Below are 19,792 nucleotides of genomic sequence, written 5' to 3'. Positions count from 1 at the left end.
GGGCAGCGGGAAGTGTCGGTCTTGGTCATCGCAGGATCGTCCTTTCGAGCGCGTGGATCGCGCGCGCGGCGCTGAGGATGGCATGATCGCCGCGCGCGCCTTCAAGGCGGGCTACGGCATCGGAAAAGGGCGTATCGGAGGCCTGCCCGCCGTCCGCAGCGCCTTTCGCGACCAGCGCGGCATCGATCATCGCATCGGTCGTGGCCGGATCGGCGAGGCGCAGGCCAAGGTCGTTGGCAAGGCGGCGGCGCATCCGCTCGGCATAAGGCCTGCCCAGCAGGTGCAGGCGGCGCGAGCGGCGGATCATCCCTGCCGTATTCACCACCAGCGCCCGCTTGCCGAATGCGAGCGGGCGCGCGGCGGTCAGCGGCGGGCCGAAGCGCAACAGCGCGCGCCATCCGATCAGCCCGGCCGCCATCAGCAGGCAGAGCGTGGCGGCGAGGAACGGCGGCTCGAACGCCAGCGTCAGCAGGTTCTGCGTGCGCCCATAGCCGTTGAGCGTCATGTCGAACGTGATCGTGCCGCCCGGCGCTACCCCGCTGGCCCGCACCAGAGCTTCGGCCAGTTGGGCGTTCTGGACATGCGCGAAACCGTAATTATCGAGCAGGTCCGGCTCGAACACGAGCACGACGGGTTGCAGGCCCTTCGCCTCGCCCGAATGCAGCACGCGGTCGAGGGCCATCGCTTCGAGGCCGGGCCACGAACCGCCATCGTCCATGAAGCCCGCCAGCGTGTACCGATCACCGGCTCCGGCGACCAGCCGGACGAGGCCCGTACCGGCGCCCGATTCCACCACGCGAGGGGCGGCAAGCGGCGCGGAAAGGTTCTTCGCGCTCCAGCGAGCGCCAGGCCTTGCCGGGTTCAGTTCGACGCCGATCTGGTCGAGGAAGCCATCCCACTGCGGCAGGCCGACACCGCCAAGGCGAACCCAGCCGCGCTTGATGCGCCAGCCGCCCTGCATCTTGCGCGCCTCCATCGCCTGCCATTTGGGCGCGATGATCAGCGTGGGGCCAATATGACGGCGCTGTGCGACGATCTTGTCGATGTCCTTGCCCTTGGCATCGGCGGGCGGGGTCAGCACCAGCAGGCCGGGCTTGGCGAGGTCGCCCTTGTTCTGGCTGCGCACCACGGTGTAGCCGCGCGCTTCCAGATATTGCGCCATCGCCGCATAGCCGTTGAGCCCGCGTCCTCCGACGTGCGCCTGCCCATCGTTGGTCGAGCCCGAGCCAAGCCCCGTCCCGACCAGCCAGAGCAGCAGCACGAACAGCGCGGTGCCGAGCCCCAGCAGCAGAAATACCGCGCGGCGCGAGAAGGGATCGGCGCCTACCGGAACCGGCGCGGCGTGCAGCGCAGCGCTTCTCATGATGCCTCCATCATGACGGCAGGCCTACACGCGCAAAATCGGCATAGGCGGCACGGGCCGCCTGCCAGTCATCATCGTTCAGATTGCGCAGGGCATAGCGGCTGCGCTCGACGCGGCGCGCGATTTCGCCGAAAGCGCGGCGACCGCCCTCGGGCAGCATCGGCAATGCGGCGATCTCGCGCGCGGTATTGGCAGGGGCGATCCATTGCGGGCGACTGCGCGCGATCTGCTGGACGCTGCGGCGCAGGAGAAGATGCACGGCCTCGGCAAAGCGCCCTTCGGCGGCGAGTTTCTCGGCATCGGAGAGCAGCGCCTCGGCTTCGGCCTGATCGGGTGTCCAGACATCGGCCTCAGGCGCGCCCCCCTTGCGGCGGCGCTCGAAGATGCCCCTGGCGATCTGCCACAGGATGAAGGCGGCAAGCAGCGCGGCAAGCCCGATCAGCAGCCACTTGAACGCAGGCCAGGACATGCCGAGAAGTCGGGCAAGGGGGGCGAATATCGCCTCGATCAGCCGACCGATCGGCGCGAACAGGCTCTCCAGCTGCCGCATCAGCCATTCCAGCCATGCGGGCGTGTTGTGCTGCGTCTTCGCGATCGGGGGGAGCGGAGTGAATTGCAGGTCGGTGTTGTCGCGCACGGATTGCCATGCGCGGGCGGCATCGCCTGCCGCCTGTTGTCCCGAAATCTGGCCCCCGCTTGTCGTCACACAAGGGTGATCGCACGGCCCGCGACAGGGCGCAAGCCGCTGCGATCATGACAATTCCGTCACCCTCCCCGCCGGCGGATCATCGCCAGGAAAAGGGCCAGCGATCAGCCCCGGACGCGTGCCTGCGGGTACGTGCCCAGAATGCGCAAATCCTTGCAGTGGAACGCCAGTTCCTCCAGCGCCAGATCGACGGCAGCCTCGCCCGGCGCGCCGACGATATCGGCATAGAACCGCGTCGCCGAGAAGCTGGCGCCCTTCTGGTAGCTTTCCAGCTTGGTCATGTTGATGCCGTTGGTCGCCATGCCGCCCAGCGCCTTGTAAAGCGCGGCGGGTACGTTGCGCACCTCGAAGACCAGCGTGGTCATCGCCGGAACACCCACCAGTTCGGCGGCATCGAGCGGCTTGTTCGCCAGGGCGACGAAGCGCGTGGTGTTGTCCGCCGCGTCCTCGATCCCCTCGTCGAGGATCTTGAGGCCATAGAGTTCGGCAGCGATGCGCGGCGAGATCGCGCAGGCCTTGGGATCGCCCATCTCCTTGACGTAGGCAGCGGCGCCTGCGGTATCGGCATAGGCCATCGGCACGATCCCGCGATTGCGCAGATAGTGCCGCGTCTGGCCCAGCGCCTGCGGGTGGCTATAGGCGGCCGAGAACGGCCCGTCCGACAGCGCCATCAGCGCATAGGAGATCGGGAGGAAGTATTCGCCAGTGATGTAGAGCCCGCTTTCGGGCAGCAGGAAGTGGATATCGGCCACGCGCCCGTGCTGCGAATTCTCGATCGGGATCAGCGCGCGCGCGGCGCGGCCTTCCTTCACCGCATCCAGCGCATCCTCGAAGCTGAAGCATGGCAGCGGCAGGCACTGCGGATCGTATTCGAGCGCAGCGCGATGGCCGTTGCAGCCGGGCGCGCCCTGCAGCGCCATGGCGCGGGCGGGATCGGTAGCGGCGGCGGCTTCCATGTCGGCGACAAGCGCCAGAGCGGGCTGAGGATAGGAATGCATGACGACTGCGCGCTTAATGCCCCGCCGTTCCCGGCGCAATCTCTCTTGCACGCCCGACCGCCCCCCCGTACACCCTTGCCAACGGAGAGGAATAACTGAACAGGCGGGGTTCTGATGGACGACCGTTTCAACACCATTGCGGGATGGACGCTGCTCGCCGGAATCGTCGGGCTGGGCCTCAACGCCGTGAGCGATCGCTATTTCCATGCCGACAAGCCCGAACGGCCCAAAGTAATGGGCTATGCGATCGCGGGCGTCGTCGAGGAAGGCGAAGGCGCGGCGGAAGTGCCGCTGGCAACGCTGCTCGCCGCTGCCGATCCCGCCAAGGGGCAGTCGACCTTTGCCAAATGCGCCTCGTGCCACACGATCACGCCCGGCGGCGGCAACAGCATCGGCCCCAACCTGCACGGCGTGGTGGGCGAGGCGATCGGTCAGGGCGTGGGCGGCTTTGCCTTCTCCGATGCGATCAAGAAGGTCGGCGGCACCTGGACGTTCGACAAGCTCAACGACTGGCTGAAAAGCCCCAAGGCCTTCGCGCCCGGCACCAAGATGACCTTCGCAGGGCTTTCCAGCGCCGAGGACCGCGCGAACGTGATAGTCTACCTCAATTCACAAGGCTCCAACCTGCCACTCCCCCCGCCACCCAAGGAAGGCGCGAAAGCGGATGCGGGAGCGACTGGCGCGAGTAGCGATGCGCCTTCGGACGGGGCCAGCGATGCGGCGGACGCAAAACCGGAGGCAAGCAGGCCGTGATGGGGCGGCGTTTCAGGGAATTGGCTTGCCTGTTACCACTTCGCTATCCGCCTGCGTGCCGACCAGCTTTGGCCAGACGAGGCGCAGTGCGCGATAAATCAGGATGGCCCCGGACGAAACGGCGGTCGTAGTTGCCACCACATCCAGCATTTCCCAGCCGACCAACAAGTACCAACTGGCACAAACGATCGGTGGTCCGGCAATAGTGAAGACCAGGACATGCGCGTCCAGCCATCGCCCTGCCCGCCAGATAACCAACAGCAGTAGGCCCAGCCATGGCAGGGACAGCATCGCGCCGATCAAAAAGGCAGCGCCCGCTGCGAGCAGGTCTATGCCACGCGAACCGATCATCCCGACAGCCAGCAATCCGAGACCATGCGCAAGCAATGACTGCTTCAGCAGCCTGTATCGGGACGGGGGGTATTGCGCCATCGCCCAATACTGAGGCTTTCCGGTTTTTCTGACAACTCGAATAGCGTGGAGTCCGACAAAAGGCCGGATTCCCACAAACAGCCCTTAGATCCCTACGACAAAACGCTCCAGCAAAGCCCGCCCTTGTGGCCAGTCGCCCAGCGCGCTGTCGGCATTGATGTGGCCGAGCGTACCCGCATCGACGAACTCGGCACCCCAGCGCGATGCCCGCTCGCGGGCATGGTCGAGCGAGGCGTAAGGATCGTCACGGCTGGCGAGCAGCATCGCCGGGAATCCCAGCGACAGATCGGGCGCATCCTTGAACTCGGCGGCCTCTACCGGGAAGCGCGGGGCTGACGTATCCGGCGGGGCAACCAGAAACGCACCCGCCACCGGTGCATGCGGGCGCTGGCTCCAGTGCGCGACGAGCGGACAGGCAAGGCTGTGCGCAATCAGCAGACAGGGGTGGTCAAACCCGGCAACCGCCTCGTTAAGCGCGGCAATCCACTCCTCCAGCTTCGGCGCGTCCCAACTGGGCGGCGCAAAGCGACGGATCGCCGGGTCGAGCGCCTGCCAGTGCGATTGCCAGTGGGCCGGACCGGACCCGCCATAGCCGGGCAACACCAGCAGCGGCAGGTCGGGAAAGTCCGGCAGAAGGCTCACGCTGCGCGGCCCTTGAAGCCCTTGGCGATCACGTACCATTCCGAGGAATCCTTGCGGCTCGCAGGCGGCTTGGCATGCTTCACGCTGGCGAAGTTGCGCTTCAGGATCGTGAGCAGTTCAGTATCGGTGCCACCGGCAAAGACCTTGGCAACGAACGTGCCGCCGGGCGCCAGATACTGGATCGCGAAATCCGCCGCCGTCTCGACCAGCCCCATCGTGCGCAAGTGGTCGGTCTGCTTGTGGCCCACCGTGTTCGCCGCCATGTCCGACAGCACAAGGTCGGGCGGACCATCCAGCGCGCCTTCTAGAGCCGCCGGGGCCTCGTCCGCCATGAAGTCCATCTCGAAGATGGTGACGCCCTCGATCGGGTCGGTCGGCAGCAAATCGATGCCCACGACTTTCGCCTTGGGGCTCTTCATGCGAACCACCTGACTCCAGCCCCCCGGCGCGATGCCGAGGTCGACCACGCGTTCGCAGCCTTTCAGCAGGCCGAACTTCTCGTCCAGTTCGACCAGCTTGTAGGCCGCGCGGCTGCGATAGCCATCGGCCTTGGCCTGCTTGACGTAAGGGTCGTTCAACTGGCGGGTGAGCCAGCGGGCCGAACTGGTGGTGCGCTTCTTGGCCGTGCGCAACCGCTCCTTGGGATCGCGGCCGGACCGGGTCATGACTTGCTCATCGGGGCCGATGCCTCCTGTGAAATGTTCGGGGCGCCTGCCGAAAGGGAAGCGCCGTAATCGGTGCCGGGACCATGCGCGGCCATCAGGCTGCGCAGGATGCCCTCGCGAATGCCGCGATCGGCCACGCCCAGCCTTGCGGCAGGCCAGAGGTCGAGGATGGTATCGAGAATCGCGCAGCCCGCCACCACCAGATCGGCGCGCTCGCGGCCGATGCAGTTCAACTCGCGCCGTTCCTCGATGGGCATGGTCGACAGGCGCGAGCAGATCGCCCGCATCGATTCGGCCGGAACCACCAGCCCATCGACCATGCGGCGATCGTACTGCGCCAGTTCCAGATGCAGGCTGGCGAGCGTCGTCACCGTGCCGCTGGTGCCGAGCAGGCGCAGCGGCCCGCCTTCGGCAGCGCCCTCCCGTGCCGGTGCAATGCGGCGATTGAAGCCCGAGAAACTCTCGGCCACGATTTCGCGCATGCGGGTATAGCGACGCAGGCGGTCTTCGGGGGTCTGCCCCTCGCCCTCGCAGCTTTCGGTCAGCGAAACGACGCCCCAGGGGACCGACTGCCAATCGAGGATGCGCGGCACGGTGTCGGTGCTCTCGATCAGCACCAGTTCGGTCGAACCGCCACCGATATCGAAGATCATCGCGGGCCCCATGCCCTCTTCCAGCAGGACATGGCAGCCCAGCACGGCAAGGCGTGCTTCCTCGCGCGCGCTGATGATGTCGAGCTGGATGCCGGTCTCGGCGCGCACGCGTTCGATGAAGGCGCGCCCGTTGCTCGCACGGCGACACGCCTCGGTCGCCACCGAGCGGGCGAGATAGACGTTGCGGCGCATCAGCTTGTCGGCACAGACCTTGAGGGCGGCCAGCGTGCGGTCCATTGCCGCTTCAGACAGTTCCCCGCTCTGCGCCAGCCCCTCGCCCAGTCTGACGACCCGGCTGAAAGCGTCGATCACCGTGAAGTTCTCGCCCGAAGGACGCGCGATCAGCAGGCGGCAGTTGTTGGTGCCAAGATCGATGGCGGCATAGGCCTGCCGACCGCCGCCGCCCGGTACGCGAGCGGGAGAGGATGCGGCAAGCGCCGAAGCGTCCTGTCTGCCGGTTTCCGACTTGTTGGCGTCCGACCTTCCGGTATCCGGCCTGCCACCGCGACGTGACGGAGAAGATCGGCCTTCGCCCACTCGCCCGCGCTTTGTACGCCCACCGGATTCACGGGCGTCCTCCCGGCCTGCGTCACGCGGAGGCCGTTTGCGATTTCCTGCCTTGTCTTCGCGCGGCTCGGCGTTGGTCTTGCGGGAGCGGCCTGCACGCGCGGTGTCTCCTTGCGGAGTTTCGCGGGCTTCCTGCGCTGAAATACCTTGCGGTTCCGCGTTGGAAGCTGGCTTGCCTGGGCCTGCGGTGCGCGTTGCGCCCCTGCGGCCTCTACCCTTGCGCGTCCGGCGACGCTTGGAACTGCGCCCGGACACATCGACTTTCGCTGCCGGCGGATCGTGCTCCGCCATCGTATCAATCTCGTCTGTAATCGTGACCGCCTCTTGGGCGGATAATGTGGGACGATGCTAGACGGCTGCGGGACATCGCGCAAGTTCATCGCCAGAATATGAAAAAGACGACTTGACCCGAATCACGAGCCCGCCTAGAGGGCGGCTCCTCCGATGCCCCGTCGTCTAATGGTAAGACTACGGATTCTGATTCCGTCTATCGAGGTTCGAATCCTCGCGGGGCATCCAATCTCTCCCACATCGCTGATAAAAAGCTACGGGGCCTAGCCTGAAGGCTGTTCGTCCGGCGTGGACATGCGCGCGGTTCCGCGCCAGCTGATCGCGCCGCGTCACGTTTGGTCCGGGGTATGCTGCGGGGGCGCAGCCTTATGGGATTATCTGGTCCCTGCGCTTGGTTCAGAACCACTTCAGCTTGCGCAGGATCGCCAGTTCCAGTCCGAGCAGCGCCACGCACAGCCCGCAGATCACCCAGAACCCGTGATCGCCTTCATGCGCCAGCGGAATGTCGCTGACGTTGATGCCGAGCAGGCCGGTCAGGAAACTCAGCGGCAGGAAGATGCCCGCCATGATCGCCAGCAGATACTGCGTCTTCTGCGAGTTGGCGGCGGCGCGGGCGCGGATGTCGTCTTGCAGGACGACCGCGCTTTCCTTGCTGATGTCCAGATCGTCGAGATAGCGGCGCAGGCGGGCGATGGTCTCGGCGATCTCGCGCCGGTCATGCTGCTCGAACCATGCAGGCGCGCCGTTGGCGATGGCCTGAAGCGCCTCGTGTTGGGGCGACATGTGGCGCTTGAGCGCAAGGCAGTTGCGCCGGATGCTGGCGATCTTGTCGAGCAGCCCGTCGGTGTCCTGATCGACCGGGGTATCTTCCATCTCATCGATCACCTCGTTCATGTCGATGATCGAGTGGCTCATGCGGTCCACCAGGTGTTCGGTCAACTGGGTGACGAGCGCGCCCGCATCGACTGCCCCACGCCCGGCATCGAGATCGTTGCAGGCCATGCGCGGGGTCTGGAGCGGCAGGCGGCGCAGCGTGACTACGCGCTTGCCGTCGCTCCACAGCTGCATCGAGAGCATGTCCTCGGGCTCGGCGCCGGAGTTGAAGTTGATGCCCCGCAGCGTCGCCACCAGCGCATCGCCTTCGCGAAAGGCGCGCGGGCGCGTCGAATCGCTGGTGAGCAGTTCGGCGGTCGGCTCCGAGACGCCCAGCGTGTGCTCCAGCCAGTGGGCGACGCCGGGATGCGTGCGCAGCAGGTGAATCCACAAGGTCTCGCCCTCCACGCCGGGGCGCCAGTGCTGGACCTCTTCCCAGTTCAGCGGGCGTCCGCCGCCTTCGCCATCGAGCACGCGCCCGAACAGCAGGGGCAGGGCGCCATGGTCGTCGTCAGCAAGAGTCATGTCGAACATGCGCCCGCCATGCCGCAAATTGCGCGCCTCCTCAATCAATCGTGCTTCAAACCGTCACGCCAAGGGCCTATAGGGGGCGCATGTCATCCGTACGTCCCTGGCGCGATATCGAGCGCCGCAAGAGCCGCCAGATCATGGTCGGCAGCGTTCCCGTCGGCGGCGACGCCCCGATCACGGTCCAGACCATGACCAACACGCCCACCACCGATGCGGTGGCGACGATCGACCAGATCCGTCGCTGCGAGGATGCGGGCGCGGACCTGATCCGTGTCTCGTGCCCAGACGTGGAGAGCACCACCGCCTTTCGCCAGATCGCCAAGGCGGCACGGGTCCCGCTGATCGCGGACATCCATTTCCACTACAAGCGTGCGCTCGAAGCGGCGGACGCGGGCGCGGCGTGCCTGCGCATCAATCCCGGCAACATCGGCTCGGCCGAGCGCGTGGCCGAAGTGGTGCGCGCCGCCAAAGCCAACGGCTGTGCGATCCGCATCGGCGTGAACGCGGGCAGCCTTGAGCGCGACCTGCTCGAAAAATACGGCGAGCCCTGCCCCGAGGCGCTGGTCGAATCCGCGCTCGATCATATCAAGCTGTTGCAGGACCACGATTTCCACGAGTTCAAGGTGGCGGTGAAGGCCTCCGACGTGTTCCTGGCGGTCGCCGCCTATCAGGGGCTGGCGGACGCGGTGGACTGCCCGCTGCATCTGGGCATCACCGAGGCGGGCGGGCTGATCGGCGGCACCGTGAAGTCCTCGATCGGCATGGGCATGCTGCTGTGGTCGGGAATCGGCGATACCTTGCGCGTCTCGCTTTCGGCAGAGCCGGAAGAGGAAGTGCGCGTCGGCTTCGAGATGCTCAAGACGCTGGGCCTGCGCACGCGCGGCGTTCGCGTTGTCTCGTGCCCCAGCTGCGCGCGACAGGGTTTCGACGTGATCCGAACGGTGGAAGCGCTCGAATCGCGCCTCCAGCACATCAAGACGCCGATTTCGCTCTCGGTGCTCGGCTGCGTGGTCAACGGCCCCGGCGAGGCGCGCGAGACCGATATCGGGCTGACCGGCGGCGGCAACGGCAAGCACATGGTGTACCTGTCGGGCGTGACCGACCACACCGTGAACGACGAAGCCATGCTGGAGCATATCGTCTCGCTGGTGGAGACCAAGGCCGCCGAGATGGAAGCCGCCGAAGAGGCAGCCGCGCTGGCGAGCGCGCAGGCGGCGGAGTAGGGGGCTGTCGCAGCCACGTCGCTGTTTTACGGCATCGGAGAAGGGCTGTGGGCTTCAGGATTTCGTGGATCGCGGCACAGGGAATGGTCAAGGTCGATTTCCTGAAGCTGTTCGATCTGGAAGATACCGGCGAAGCGGACGAGGCTAACAGGCGCCGTTTTCCTGCGCCGTACTGCCCACGGGATGGACAGTGCTTTGGTCGAACGATTTCGAGTTCGCTGGACCTGCGCGCCTTGCCGAATTTTCACGGGACAGGCCTCTGCTCGGCTGTCGTGTGCATGAAGGCATCATGGTCACGACAGCGATGTACTTCGATCGGGGTGAGATGCGCTGGGCGCTTACTCATATCGCAGAGGAGGGGCTCGACCACCTTTTGGTCGAGGGAGAGCCGCCGCAGGATTACGTGGCGCTGCGCGATGCGGCTCTGGTGGCGCAGGCGGACGACGATCAGGTAGATTACATGTCTGACGTTCCATCCCAGGTCGCCCAGCAGATTTGCGGCTTCAAGCATGACAAGTGGCGTTTCGAATGGGGCGAACCCGAATTTACCGTGGCGTCAAAGTGCGGGCGGTTTCCTCGATTCCTCCCCCCTTTGCGTTGGCGTGGCAGGTGAGGAAGGGCTTCCTTCCCCGGTTTACCGCCGCTTAAACCCTCGCGCGTAGCTTTGCGGGCATGCGCATTGCCCCCATCCTCGTACTGGTCGCCAGTCTTGGCGTGATCGTCTGGCTGGCGCCCGGCCTCAAGGGCGGCGCGAGCGCGCCTGAGGCCCTGTCGAGCGCTTCCCCAACATCAGACCTCGCGACTACGCAGCCACCCGCTCAGGCAGCCGCCGGGTGGGGCGGCGATGGCACCACGCTCACCCGTGCGCCCGATGGGCATTTCTACGCCGATGCGACGCTCAACGGGCAGCCGGTGCATATGCTGGTCGATACCGGCGCCAGCGTGGTGGCGCTGACCGGGGACGATGCGCGCGGGCTTGGATTGTCGTGGAGCGACAGTGACGTGCGCGCGATCGGGAAGGGCGCCAGCGGCACCGTCTATGGGGTGCCGGTCACGCTCGACCGGGTGGAGCTGGGCACCGCGTCCGCGCGGGGGATCGGAGCGGTGATCGTGCCCGAAGGTCTGCCGGTCTCGCTGCTCGGCCAGTCGGCGCTGGAGAAGCTGGGCAACGTGCATATCGATGGCGACCGGATGGAACTGGGCGGCAGCTGACCGGCATCCCGAAGCCTTCCAGATACGAAAAAGCCCCGCCGGATCGCTCCGGCGGGGCTTTTTGTTGGCTTCCCGTCAGGGGAGACGATGCAGCTTACTCGGCTGCGTCGTCGTCGCCTTTCAGCAGGTAGTCACCGGCATCGGCGTCGGTGCCGTGGGTGGGGCCTTCGACCGACGCAAGCGGGTCGTTGCCGAGAGCGGCTTCGGGGCCCTGCGCCAGTTCAGCGGCATGTTCTTCTTCCGCTGTGTTGGCGGCGATGAGCGCCTCCTGCATGCGGCGGGTAGCCGCGCGCAGCGCCGCGTCGCGGCTGGAGGCGGCCACGCGGACGCGGTTCATGCCCGCGCCGGTACCGGCGGGGATGAGGCGACCGACGATGACGTTCTCCTTGAGACCGATCAGCGAGTCCTTCTTGCCTTCCACGGCCGCCTGCGTGAGCACGCGGGTGGTCTCCTGGAACGAGGCTGCCGAGATGAACGAACGGGTCTGCAGCGAGGCCTTGGTGATGCCCAGCAGCACCGGCTTGCCTTCCGCGGGAACCTTGCCCTCGGGAAGCTTGCTGTTGATCTCGTTCATTTCCTCGTAGTCGACCTGCTCGCCCGGCAGCAGCGTGGTGTCGCCACCCGCCGTGATCTCGACCTTCTGCAGCATCTGACGAACGATCGTCTCAATGTGCTTGTCGTTGATCTTCACGCCCTGCAAGCGGTAGACTTCCTGGATTTCCGCGACGAGGTATTCCGCCAGGGCCTCGACGCCGAGAACCTCCAGAATGTCGTGCGGATCGGGCGAACCCGAGATCAGGTTGTCGCCCTTCTTGACGAAGTCGCCTTCCTGAACGTCGATCACGCGGCTCTTGGGGATCAGGTACTCGATCGGATCACCCTCTTCCGGAATGATCGCGATCTTGCGCTTGGCCTTGTAGTCGCGGACGAACTCGATGCGGCCCGAAACCTTGGCGATGATCGAGTTGTCCTTCGGCTTGCGGGCCTCGAACAGCTCGGCAACGCGCGGCAGACCACCGGTGATGTCGCGGGTCTTGGCAGCTTCGCGCGAAGCACGCGCGATGATGTCGCCCGCTTCGATCGTCTGGCCGTCCTCGACCGAGAGCGTGGTGCCCGGTGCCAGCATGTAGCGCGCCGATTCACCCGAGGCGTCGTCGAGAAGGGTGATGCGCGGACGCAGGTCCTCCTTCTTCTTCGAACGGTTCGAACGGTCCTCGGTGACGACACGGCTGGACATGCCGGTGGCATCGTCGACATGCTCGGTCAGCGTGCGCTGGTCGATCAGGTCCTGATACTTCACGACACCGGCGGTTTCGGTGATGATCGGCAGGGTGAACGGGTCCCACTCTGCCAGGCGTTCGCCTTCCTTCACCTTCGCGCCGCTGGTGTGGAGCAGCACCGTACCGTAAGGCACGCGGCTGATCGCACGTTCGCGACCTTCGGTGTCGAAGACCACGACTTCGCCGTTGCGGGCGAGCGACAGGCGACGACCGCGCTTGTCGACGATCGTCGGGATGTCGCGATACTCGACCGTACCGTCGCACAGCGATTCGAGGTGCGAGGTTTCGTTGAGCTGCGCCGCACCACCGATATGGAAGGTACGCATGGTCAGCTGGGTGCCCGGCTCACCGATCGACTGCGCGGCGATGACGCCGACAGCTTCACCGATGTTCACCGGCGTACCGCGGGCAAGGTCACGGCCGTAGCACTTGCCGCAGACGCCCTGGGTCGCTTCGCAGACCAGCGGCGAGCGGATGCGGGCGGCCTGAGCGCCGGTCGCCTCGATCGCGGCCACGGCGGCCTCGTCGAGGAGCTGGCCCTTGGCGGCAACGACGCTGCCGTCCTTGGCCAGCATGTCCTCGGCCAGGGTACGGCCCAGGATACGCTCGCCCAGCGAGGCGATCACCGAACCGCCCTGCACGATCGAGCGCATTTCCAGCGCGCGTTCGGTGCCGCAGTCCTCGATCACGACGACGCAGTCCTGCGATACGTCGACCAGACGGCGGGTCAGGTAACCCGAGTTCGCCGTCTTGAGCGCGGTATCGGCCAGACCCTTACGGGCGCCGTGGGTCGAGTTGAAGTATTCAAGAACGGTCAGACCTTCCTTGAAGTTCGAGATAATCGGCGTCTCGATGATCTCGCCCGAAGGCTTGGCCATCAGGCCGCGCATACCGCCCAGCTGCTTCATCTGCGCCGGAGAACCACGCGCACCCGAGTGGCTCATCATGTAGATCGAGTTGATCTGCGCCATGCGGCCCGTTTCCGGGTCGATCGGCTGCGCCTTCAGCTCTTCCATCATGGCGTTCGCCACCTGGTCGCCGCAGCGGCTCCAGGCATCGATCACCTTGTTGTACTTTTCCTGCTGGGTGATCAGACCGTCCTGGTACTGCTGCTCGTAGTCAGCCACCAGTTCCTTGGTCTCGCCGACCAGCGCTTCCTTGCTGTCCGGAATGATCATGTCGTCCTTGCCGAACGAGATGCCCGCACGGAACGCGTGGCGGAAGCCCAGCGACATGATGGCGTCCGCGAACAGCACCGTGTCCTTCTGGCCGGTGTGACGATAGACCTGGTCGATAACCTCGCCGATGTCCTTCTTCGTCAGCAGCTTGTTGACGACGTCGAACGGCACGGTGTGCGACTTGGGCAGGCATTCGCCCAGCAGCATGCGACCCGGCGTGGTCTCGAAGCGCTTCATGTACTGCTCGCCGTTCTCGTCGGTCTGCGGCACGCGGGCCTCGATCTTCGAGTGCAGCGTCACGGCGCCGACGTGCAGCGCCTGATGGACTTCGGCCATGTCGGCGAACTTCATGCCATCGCCCGGATCGCCGGTGCGGTCCATGGTCAGGTAGTAGAGACCCAGAACCATGTCCTGCGACGGCACGATGATCGGCTTGCCGTTGGCGGGCGAGAGGATGTTGTTGGTCGACATCATCAGCACGCGCGCTTCCAGCTGGGCTTCCAGCGAGAGCGGGACGTGGACGGCCATCTGGTCACCGTCGAAGTCGGCGTTGAAGGCCGAGCAGACGAGCGGGTGCAGCTGGATCGCCTTGCCTTCGATGAGGACCGGCTCGAACGCCTGGATGCCCAGACGGTGGAGCGTGGGCGCGCGGTTCAGCATGACCGGGTGCTCGCGGATCACCTCGTCGAGGATGTCCCAGACTTCCTTGCGCTCCTTCTCGACCCACTTCTTGGCCTGCTTCAGGGTCATCGAGAGACCCTTGGCGTCCAGACGGGCGTAGATGAACGGCTTGAACAGCTCGAGCGCCATCTTCTTGGGAAGACCGCACTGGTGCAGCTTGAGCTCAGGGCCGGTCACGATGACCGAACGGCCCGAATAGTCGACGCGCTTGCCCAGAAGGTTCTGGCGGAAGCGGCCCTGCTTGCCCTTGAGCATGTCGGACAGCGACTTGAGCGGACGCTTGTTGGCACCGGTGATCACGCGGCCACGGCGGCCGTTGTCGAACAGCGCGTCGACCGCTTCCTGCAGCATGCGCTTTTCGTTGCGTACGATGATGTCGGGCGCGCGCAGCTCCATCAGGCGCTTGAGGCGGTTGTTGCGGTTGATGACGCGGCGGTACAGGTCGTTGAGGTCCGAGGTCGCGAAGCGGCCACCGTCCAGCGGCACCAGCGGGCGCAGCTCTGGCGGGATGACCGGCACGACTTCGAGGATCATCCACTCCGGACGGTTGCCCGAATCGATGAACGATTCGACGACCTTCAGGCGCTTGATGATCTTCTTCGGCTTCAGTTCCGACTTGGTGGTCTCAAGCTCCTGCAAGAGGTCAGCGCGCTCCTGCTCGAGGTCGAGGTTCATCAGCATGTGCTTGACGGCCTCGGCGCCGATCCCGGCCGAGAACGCGTCTTCACCGTACTCGTCCTGCGCGTCGAGAAGCTCGTCCTCGGTCAGCAGCTGGTACTTTTCGAGCGGGGTCAGGCCCGGCTCGGTGACGATGTACGATTCAAAGTACAGCACGCGCTCGAGCAGCTTGAGCTGCATGTCGAGCAGCAGGCCGATGCGCGAAGGCAGCGACTTGAGGAACCAGATGTGCGCGACAGGCGCAGCCAGTTCGATGTGGCCCATGCGCTCGCGGCGCACCTTGGTCACGGTCACTTCGACGCCGCACTTCTCGCAGACGACGCCCTTGTACTTCATGCGCTTGTACTTGCCGCACAGGCACTCGTAGTCCTTCACGGGACCGAAGATGCGCGCGCAGAACAGGCCATCACGCTCGGGCTTGAACGTGCGGTAGTTGATGGTTTCCGGCTTCTTGATCTCGCCGAAGGACCAGGAGCGGATACGCTCGGGGCTCGCCAGACCGATCTGGATCTGGTCGAAGGTTTCCGGCTTCGCCATCTGGTTGGTGAACTTGGTCAGGTCGTTCATAGTTCAGTCCCTCTGGGGGTGAATTCTTTCATGCGGCGTGAAGGAGCGCTGTCTTCGGGAGACAGCGCCCCGAATTTCACTCCGCCGCCAGGGCGACGCCGTCGTCGTCCTCGTTGTCGTCGTGGCTGGTGAGCTCGACGTTGAGGCCCAGCGAGCGCATTTCCTTGACGAGAACGTTGAAGCTCTCGGGAATGCCGGCCTCGAAGGTGTCGTCGCCCTTGACGATCGCTTCGTAGACCTTGGTGCGGCCGACCACGTCGTCCGACTTCACCGTCAGCATTTCCTGCAGGGTATACGCCGCGCCGTAGGCCTGGAGTGCCCAGACCTCCATCTCACCGAAGCGCTGGCCACCGAACTGCGCCTTACCGCCCAGCGGCTGCTGGGTGACGAGCGAGTAGGGCCCGATCGAACGCGCGTGGATCTTGTCGTCGACAAGGTGGTGCAGCTTCAGGACGTACTTCATGCCCACCGTGACCTTGCGGTCGAAGCAGTCACCGGTGCGTCCGTCGTACAGGTTCACCTGACCCGATTCGTCCAGACCCGCCAGCTTGAGCATGTCGGAGACGTCCTTCTCGATCGCGCCGTCGAACACCGGCGAGCCCATCGGCACGCCCTTGCGGACGGACTCGGCGAACTCGACGATCTGCTGGTCATCGCGCGAGGCGATGTCGGCAGCGTAGTTCTCGCCGTAGATCTCGGTCAGCATCTCGCGCACCGCTTCCGGCGGCTGGCCGGCAACGGGGTTCGGGTTGGCTGCACGCCAGGCGTCCAGCGCGTCACCGATGCGCTTGCCCAGGCCGCGGGCAGCCCAGCCAAGGTGCGTCTCGAAGATCTGACCCACGTTCATGCGCGAAGGCACACCCAGCGGGTTCATCACGAAGTCGACAGGCGTACCGTCCTCGAGGAAGGGCATGTCTTCCAGCGGCAGGATGCGGCTGATGATACCCTTGTTGCCGTGACGGCCGGCCATCTTGTCGCCCGGCTGCAGCTTGCGCTTCACCGCGACGAAGACCTTGACCATCTTGAGCACGCCCGGAGCCAGCTCGTCGCCGCGCTCCAGCTTCTCCTTGCGATCCTCGAACTTCTCCTGGATCGCCTTGACGGTCGCGTCGTACTGGGTCTTCACCGCTTCGAGCTGCGACTGCATGTGGTCGTCGGCAACGCCGAACTTCCACCACTCGTGACGCTCGGCTTCGGCGAGCACCTCGTCGGTGATCTCCACGCCCTTCTTGACGCCCTTGGGAGCTGCCGTGGCGGTCTGGCCGAGCAGCATGTCGCGCAGACGGTTGTAGGTGGCGCGGTTGAGGATCGCACGCTCGTCCTCACGGTCCTTGGCGAGGCGTTCGATTTCCTCGTTCTGGATCGCGCGGGTACGGTCGTCGACCTCGATACCGTGACGGTTGAACACGCGAACATCGACGATCGTGCCCGAAACGCCCGGCGGCAGACGCAGCGAGGTATCGCGCACGTCCGAGGCCTTTTCACCGAAGATGGCGCGCAGGAGCTTTTCTTCCGGCGTCATCGGGCTTTCGCCCTTCGGGGTGATCTTGCCGACCAGGATGTCGCCCGGATGCACTTCGGCACCGACGTAGACGATGCCCGCCTCGTCGAGGTTGCGCAGGGCTTCCTCGCCAACGTTCGGGATGTCGCGGGTGATGTCCTCGGGCCCCAGCTTGGTGTCGCGGGCCATGACCTCGAACTCGTCGATGTGGATCGACGTGAACACGTCGTCCTTCACGATGCGCTCGGAGATCAGGATGGAGTCTTCGTAGTTGTAGCCGTTCCAGGGCATGAACGCGACGAGCACGTTACGGCCCAGCGCCAGTTCGCCGAACTCGGTCGACGGACCATCGGCGATGATGGTGCCGGCCTGAACCATTTCGCCCACCTTCACCAGCGGACGCTGGTTGATGCAGGTCGACTGGTTCGAGCGCTCGAACTTCTGCAGACGGTAGATGTCGACGCCCGACTTGCCGGCCTCGATGTCACCGCTGACGCGGATGACGATACGGGTGGCGTCGACCTGATCGACCACGCCTGCACGGCTGGCAGCAATCGCAGCGCCCGAATCGCGCGCCACGGTCTCTTCCATGCCGGTACCGACATAAGGCGCATCGGCCTTGACGAGCGGCACGGCCTGACGCTGCATGTTCGAGCCCATGAGGGCGCGGTTGGCGTCGTCGTTTTCCAGGAACGGAATGAGCGAGGCGGCGACCGAAACGAGCTGCTTGGGCGAAACGTCCATCAGCGTGACCTGATCGCGCGGGCTCATCACGAATTCGCCGTTCTGGCGAGCCGAGACGAGTTCCTCGACGAACGAGCCGTCGGCGCTGAGTTCGGCCGAAGCCTGCGCGACGGTGTGCTTCTGCTCTTCCATCGCCGACAGGTAAACGACGTCGCCGCTGACCTTGCCGTCGAGAACCTTGCGGTACGGCGTCTCGATGAAGCCGTACTTGTTGACGCGCGCGAAGGTCGAGAGCGAGTTGATCAGACCGATGTTCGGGCCTTCCGGCGTCTCAATCGGGCAGATACGACCGTAGTGGGTCGGGTGAACGTCGCGGACTTCGAAGCCGGCGCGCTCACGGGTGAGACCACCCGGCCCGAGCGCCGACACGCGGCGCTTGTGGGTGACTTCCGACAGCGGGTTGGTCTGGTCCATGAACTGCGAGAGCTGCGAGGAACCGAAGAACTCGCGCACGGCGGCCACGGCGGGCTTGGCGTTGATGAGGTCGTTCGGCATGACCGTCGACACGTCCACCGACGACATGCGCTCCTTCACGGCGCGCTCCATGCGCAGCAGGCCGACGCGGTACTGGTTTTCCAGCAGCTCGCCCACCGAACGCACGCGGCGGTTGCCGAGGTTGTCGATGTCGTCGATCTCGCCCTTGCCGTCCTTCAGGCCGACAAGCTCCTTCACCACGGCGAGGATGTCCTCGACGCGCAGCGTGGTCACGGTGTCCTCGGCATCGAGGCCGAGGCGCATGTTCATCTTGACGCGGCCCACGGCCGAGAGGTCGTAGCGGTCGGCGTCGAAGAACAGGCCGCCGAACAGCGCCTCTGCGGTTTCCTTCGTCGGCGGCTCGCCCGGACGCATGACCTTGTAGATCGCTTCCAGACCCATGTCGCGATTCTCGGCCTTGTCGGCCTTCATCGTGTTGCGGATCCAGGGACCGGTGTTGACGTCGTCGATGTCGAGCAGGGCGATCTGGTCGATGCCTGCCTGATCCAGCGCTTCGAGGTTCTCGGGCGACACTTCGTCACCGGCCTCGATGTAGATGCGGCCGGTCGACTCGTTGATGAGATCGACAGCCGAGTAGCGGCCGAAGATTTCCTCGGTCGGGATCAGCAGCTCTTCGAGGCCGTCCTTCTGCGCCTTGTTGGCAGCGCGCGGGGAGATCTTGGTACCGGCGGCGAACACGACTTCGCCCGACTTGGCATCGACGATGTCGAAGGTCGGCTTCGCACCGCGCCAGGCTTCGGGCGAGTAGGGCAGGCGCCAGCCGCCTTCACCGCGCTTCCAGGTGACGGTCTGGTAGAAGTGATCGAGGATCGCTTCGGAATCGAGGCCCAGCGAATAGAGCAGCGAGGTGACCGGCAGCTTGCGCTTGCGGTCGATACGCACGTTCACGATGTCCTTGGCGTCGAACTCGAAGTCCAGCCACGAACCACGGTACGGGATCACGCGGGCCGCGAAGAGGTACTTGCCCGAGGCGTGGGTCTTGCCGCGATCGTGGTCGAACAGGACGCCCGGCGAACGGTGCATCTGCGAGACGATCACGCGCTCGGTGCCGTTGATGAAGAAGGTGCCGTTCTCCGTCATCAGGGGCATGTCGCCCATGTAGACGTCCTGCTCCTTGATATCGAGGACCGAGCGGGTTTCCGTCTCGGCATCGACTTCGAACACGATCAGGCGCAGCGTGACCTTCATCGGGGCTGCATAGGTGATGCCGCGCTGGCGGCACTCGGTCACGTCGAACTTGGGCTCTTCCAGCTCGTAGTGGACGAAGTCCAGCTCGCTGGTGCCGGCGAAGTCACGGATCGGGAAGACCGAGCGCAGCGTCTTTTCGAGACCCGAGACGTAGCCCGTCTCAGGGTTCGAGCGCAGGAACTGCTCGTAGCTTTCGCGCTGAACCTCGATGAGGTTGGGCATCTGCACGACTTCGTGGATGTCCCCGAAGATCTTGCGGATGCGCTTCTTGGCGGAACGCACCGCAGTATCGATAGGCTTGGTGGCCATGAGAAGGTCTTGCCTCTTCGCTTTTGAGACGCGCGACAGGCTGATTCGCCGGGCACGCGCCATCGTGAATTTCGTCTTGCGAGGACGTCGCCCCACCCGAAGAATGGAACGTCACCGAAACGCCTAAAGGCCGCACGGCACGGCGGTTTTCACGGGTTTCCCCATGCCGCGGCCTGCAGCCTTTCGCGTCAGATGAATGCCGTAAGATCGCTTCCTTTCGGAGCAGGCCCCCGCGCATGGGCCTGCCTTGCTCGAAGCGTCG

14 protein-coding genes and 1 tRNA gene are annotated in these 19,792 nt (G+C 65.2%); 5 read left to right on the top strand and 10 right to left on the bottom strand.

The window, feature by feature from the left end; translation table 11 throughout:
• Positions 1-25: 25 nt before the first annotated feature.
• The 3 genes from CI805_RS01920 to CI805_RS01910 form a co-directional block, all read right to left on the bottom strand.
• Positions 26-1,363 carry a DUF4350 domain-containing protein gene (locus CI805_RS01920; protein ID WP_260925589.1) on the bottom strand — a complete coding sequence of 446 codons (1,338 nt, stop codon included), beginning with the start codon at positions 1,361-1,363 and terminating at the stop codon, positions 26-28.
• Positions 1,364-1,373: 10 nt separating this feature from the next.
• Complete coding sequence (locus CI805_RS01915; RefSeq protein ID WP_260925587.1) at positions 1,374-2,069, bottom strand: hypothetical protein; 696 nt, start codon at positions 2,067-2,069, stop codon at positions 1,374-1,376.
• A 104-nt stretch (positions 2,070-2,173) separates the two neighbouring features.
• Complete coding sequence (locus tag CI805_RS01910; protein ID WP_260925585.1) at positions 2,174-3,067, bottom strand: prephenate dehydratase; 894 nt, start codon at positions 3,065-3,067, stop codon at positions 2,174-2,176.
• A gap of 114 nt (positions 3,068-3,181) precedes the next feature.
• Between CI805_RS01910 and CI805_RS01905 the strand changes: the two genes are divergently transcribed.
• On the top strand, positions 3,182-3,820 hold the full coding sequence (locus CI805_RS01905; protein ID WP_260925583.1) for a c-type cytochrome: 639 nt from the start codon (positions 3,182-3,184) through the stop codon (positions 3,818-3,820).
• A gap of 12 nt (positions 3,821-3,832) precedes the next feature.
• Here CI805_RS01905 and CI805_RS01900 read toward each other — a convergent pair whose 3' ends face one another.
• The 4 genes from CI805_RS01900 to CI805_RS01885 all read right to left on the bottom strand — a co-directional run bounded on the left by CI805_RS01900 (position 3,833) and on the right by CI805_RS01885 (position 6,749).
• Positions 3,833-4,171: a hypothetical protein gene (locus tag CI805_RS01900; protein WP_260925581.1), complete on the bottom strand. Its 339-nt coding sequence runs from the start codon at positions 4,169-4,171 to the stop codon at positions 3,833-3,835.
• Between the two features lie 165 nt (positions 4,172-4,336).
• On the bottom strand, positions 4,337-4,894 hold the full coding sequence (locus CI805_RS01895; RefSeq protein ID WP_260925579.1) for an RBBP9/YdeN family alpha/beta hydrolase: 558 nt from the start codon (positions 4,892-4,894) through the stop codon (positions 4,337-4,339).
• Positions 4,891-5,559, bottom strand: coding sequence for an RlmE family RNA methyltransferase (locus CI805_RS01890; protein ID WP_260925577.1), 669 nt, complete (start codon positions 5,557-5,559; stop codon positions 4,891-4,893). The genes CI805_RS01895 and CI805_RS01890 overlap by 4 nt, the downstream gene beginning before the upstream one ends.
• A complete protein-coding gene (locus tag CI805_RS01885; RefSeq protein WP_409934917.1) occupies positions 5,556-6,749 on the bottom strand; it encodes a Ppx/GppA phosphatase family protein in 1,194 nt (397 codons plus the stop codon). Before CI805_RS01885 ends, CI805_RS01890 begins: the two co-directional genes overlap by 4 nt.
• A gap of 475 nt (positions 6,750-7,224) precedes the next feature.
• Between CI805_RS01885 and CI805_RS01880 the strand changes: the two genes are divergently transcribed.
• Positions 7,225-7,298 (top strand) — tRNA-Gln (locus CI805_RS01880).
• A gap of 168 nt (positions 7,299-7,466) precedes the next feature.
• Here CI805_RS01880 and CI805_RS01875 read toward each other — a convergent pair.
• A complete protein-coding gene (locus tag CI805_RS01875; RefSeq protein WP_260925575.1) occupies positions 7,467-8,477 on the bottom strand; it encodes a zinc transporter ZntB in 1,011 nt (336 codons plus the stop codon).
• Between the two features lie 80 nt (positions 8,478-8,557).
• Between CI805_RS01875 and ispG the strand changes: the two genes are divergently transcribed.
• The 3 genes from ispG (at position 8,558) to CI805_RS01860 (ending at position 10,909) form a co-directional block, all read left to right on the top strand.
• The gene (gene ispG, locus CI805_RS01870; protein WP_260925573.1) at positions 8,558-9,697 is read left to right on the top strand and encodes a flavodoxin-dependent (E)-4-hydroxy-3-methylbut-2-enyl-diphosphate synthase; all 1,140 of its coding nucleotides are present in this window, start codon (positions 8,558-8,560) and stop codon (positions 9,695-9,697) included.
• 190 nt (positions 9,698-9,887) lie between these two features.
• On the top strand, positions 9,888-10,310 hold the full coding sequence (locus CI805_RS01865) for a hypothetical protein (RefSeq protein ID WP_260925566.1): 423 nt from the start codon (positions 9,888-9,890) through the stop codon (positions 10,308-10,310).
• A gap of 59 nt (positions 10,311-10,369) precedes the next feature.
• Positions 10,370-10,909: a TIGR02281 family clan AA aspartic protease gene (locus CI805_RS01860; protein ID WP_260925564.1), complete on the top strand. Its 540-nt coding sequence runs from the start codon at positions 10,370-10,372 to the stop codon at positions 10,907-10,909.
• Between the two features lie 94 nt (positions 10,910-11,003).
• Here CI805_RS01860 and rpoC read toward each other — a convergent pair whose 3' ends face one another.
• Together rpoC and rpoB are read right to left on the bottom strand one after the other, a co-directional pair.
• Complete coding sequence (gene rpoC / locus CI805_RS01855; RefSeq protein WP_260925562.1) at positions 11,004-15,293, bottom strand: DNA-directed RNA polymerase subunit beta'; 4,290 nt, start codon at positions 15,291-15,293, stop codon at positions 11,004-11,006.
• 76 nt (positions 15,294-15,369) lie between these two features.
• A complete protein-coding gene (gene rpoB / locus CI805_RS01850) occupies positions 15,370-19,530 on the bottom strand; it encodes a DNA-directed RNA polymerase subunit beta (protein ID WP_260925561.1) in 4,161 nt (1,386 codons plus the stop codon).
• Between the last annotated feature and the right edge of the window lie 262 nt (positions 19,531-19,792).

It is taken from the genome of Novosphingobium sp. 9 (assembly GCF_025340265.1).
Lineage (GTDB): Bacteria > Pseudomonadota > Alphaproteobacteria > Sphingomonadales > Sphingomonadaceae > Novosphingobium.
The sequence above is the reverse complement of the archived record's forward strand: the minus strand, read 5'-3'. Positions and strand labels throughout refer to the sequence as shown.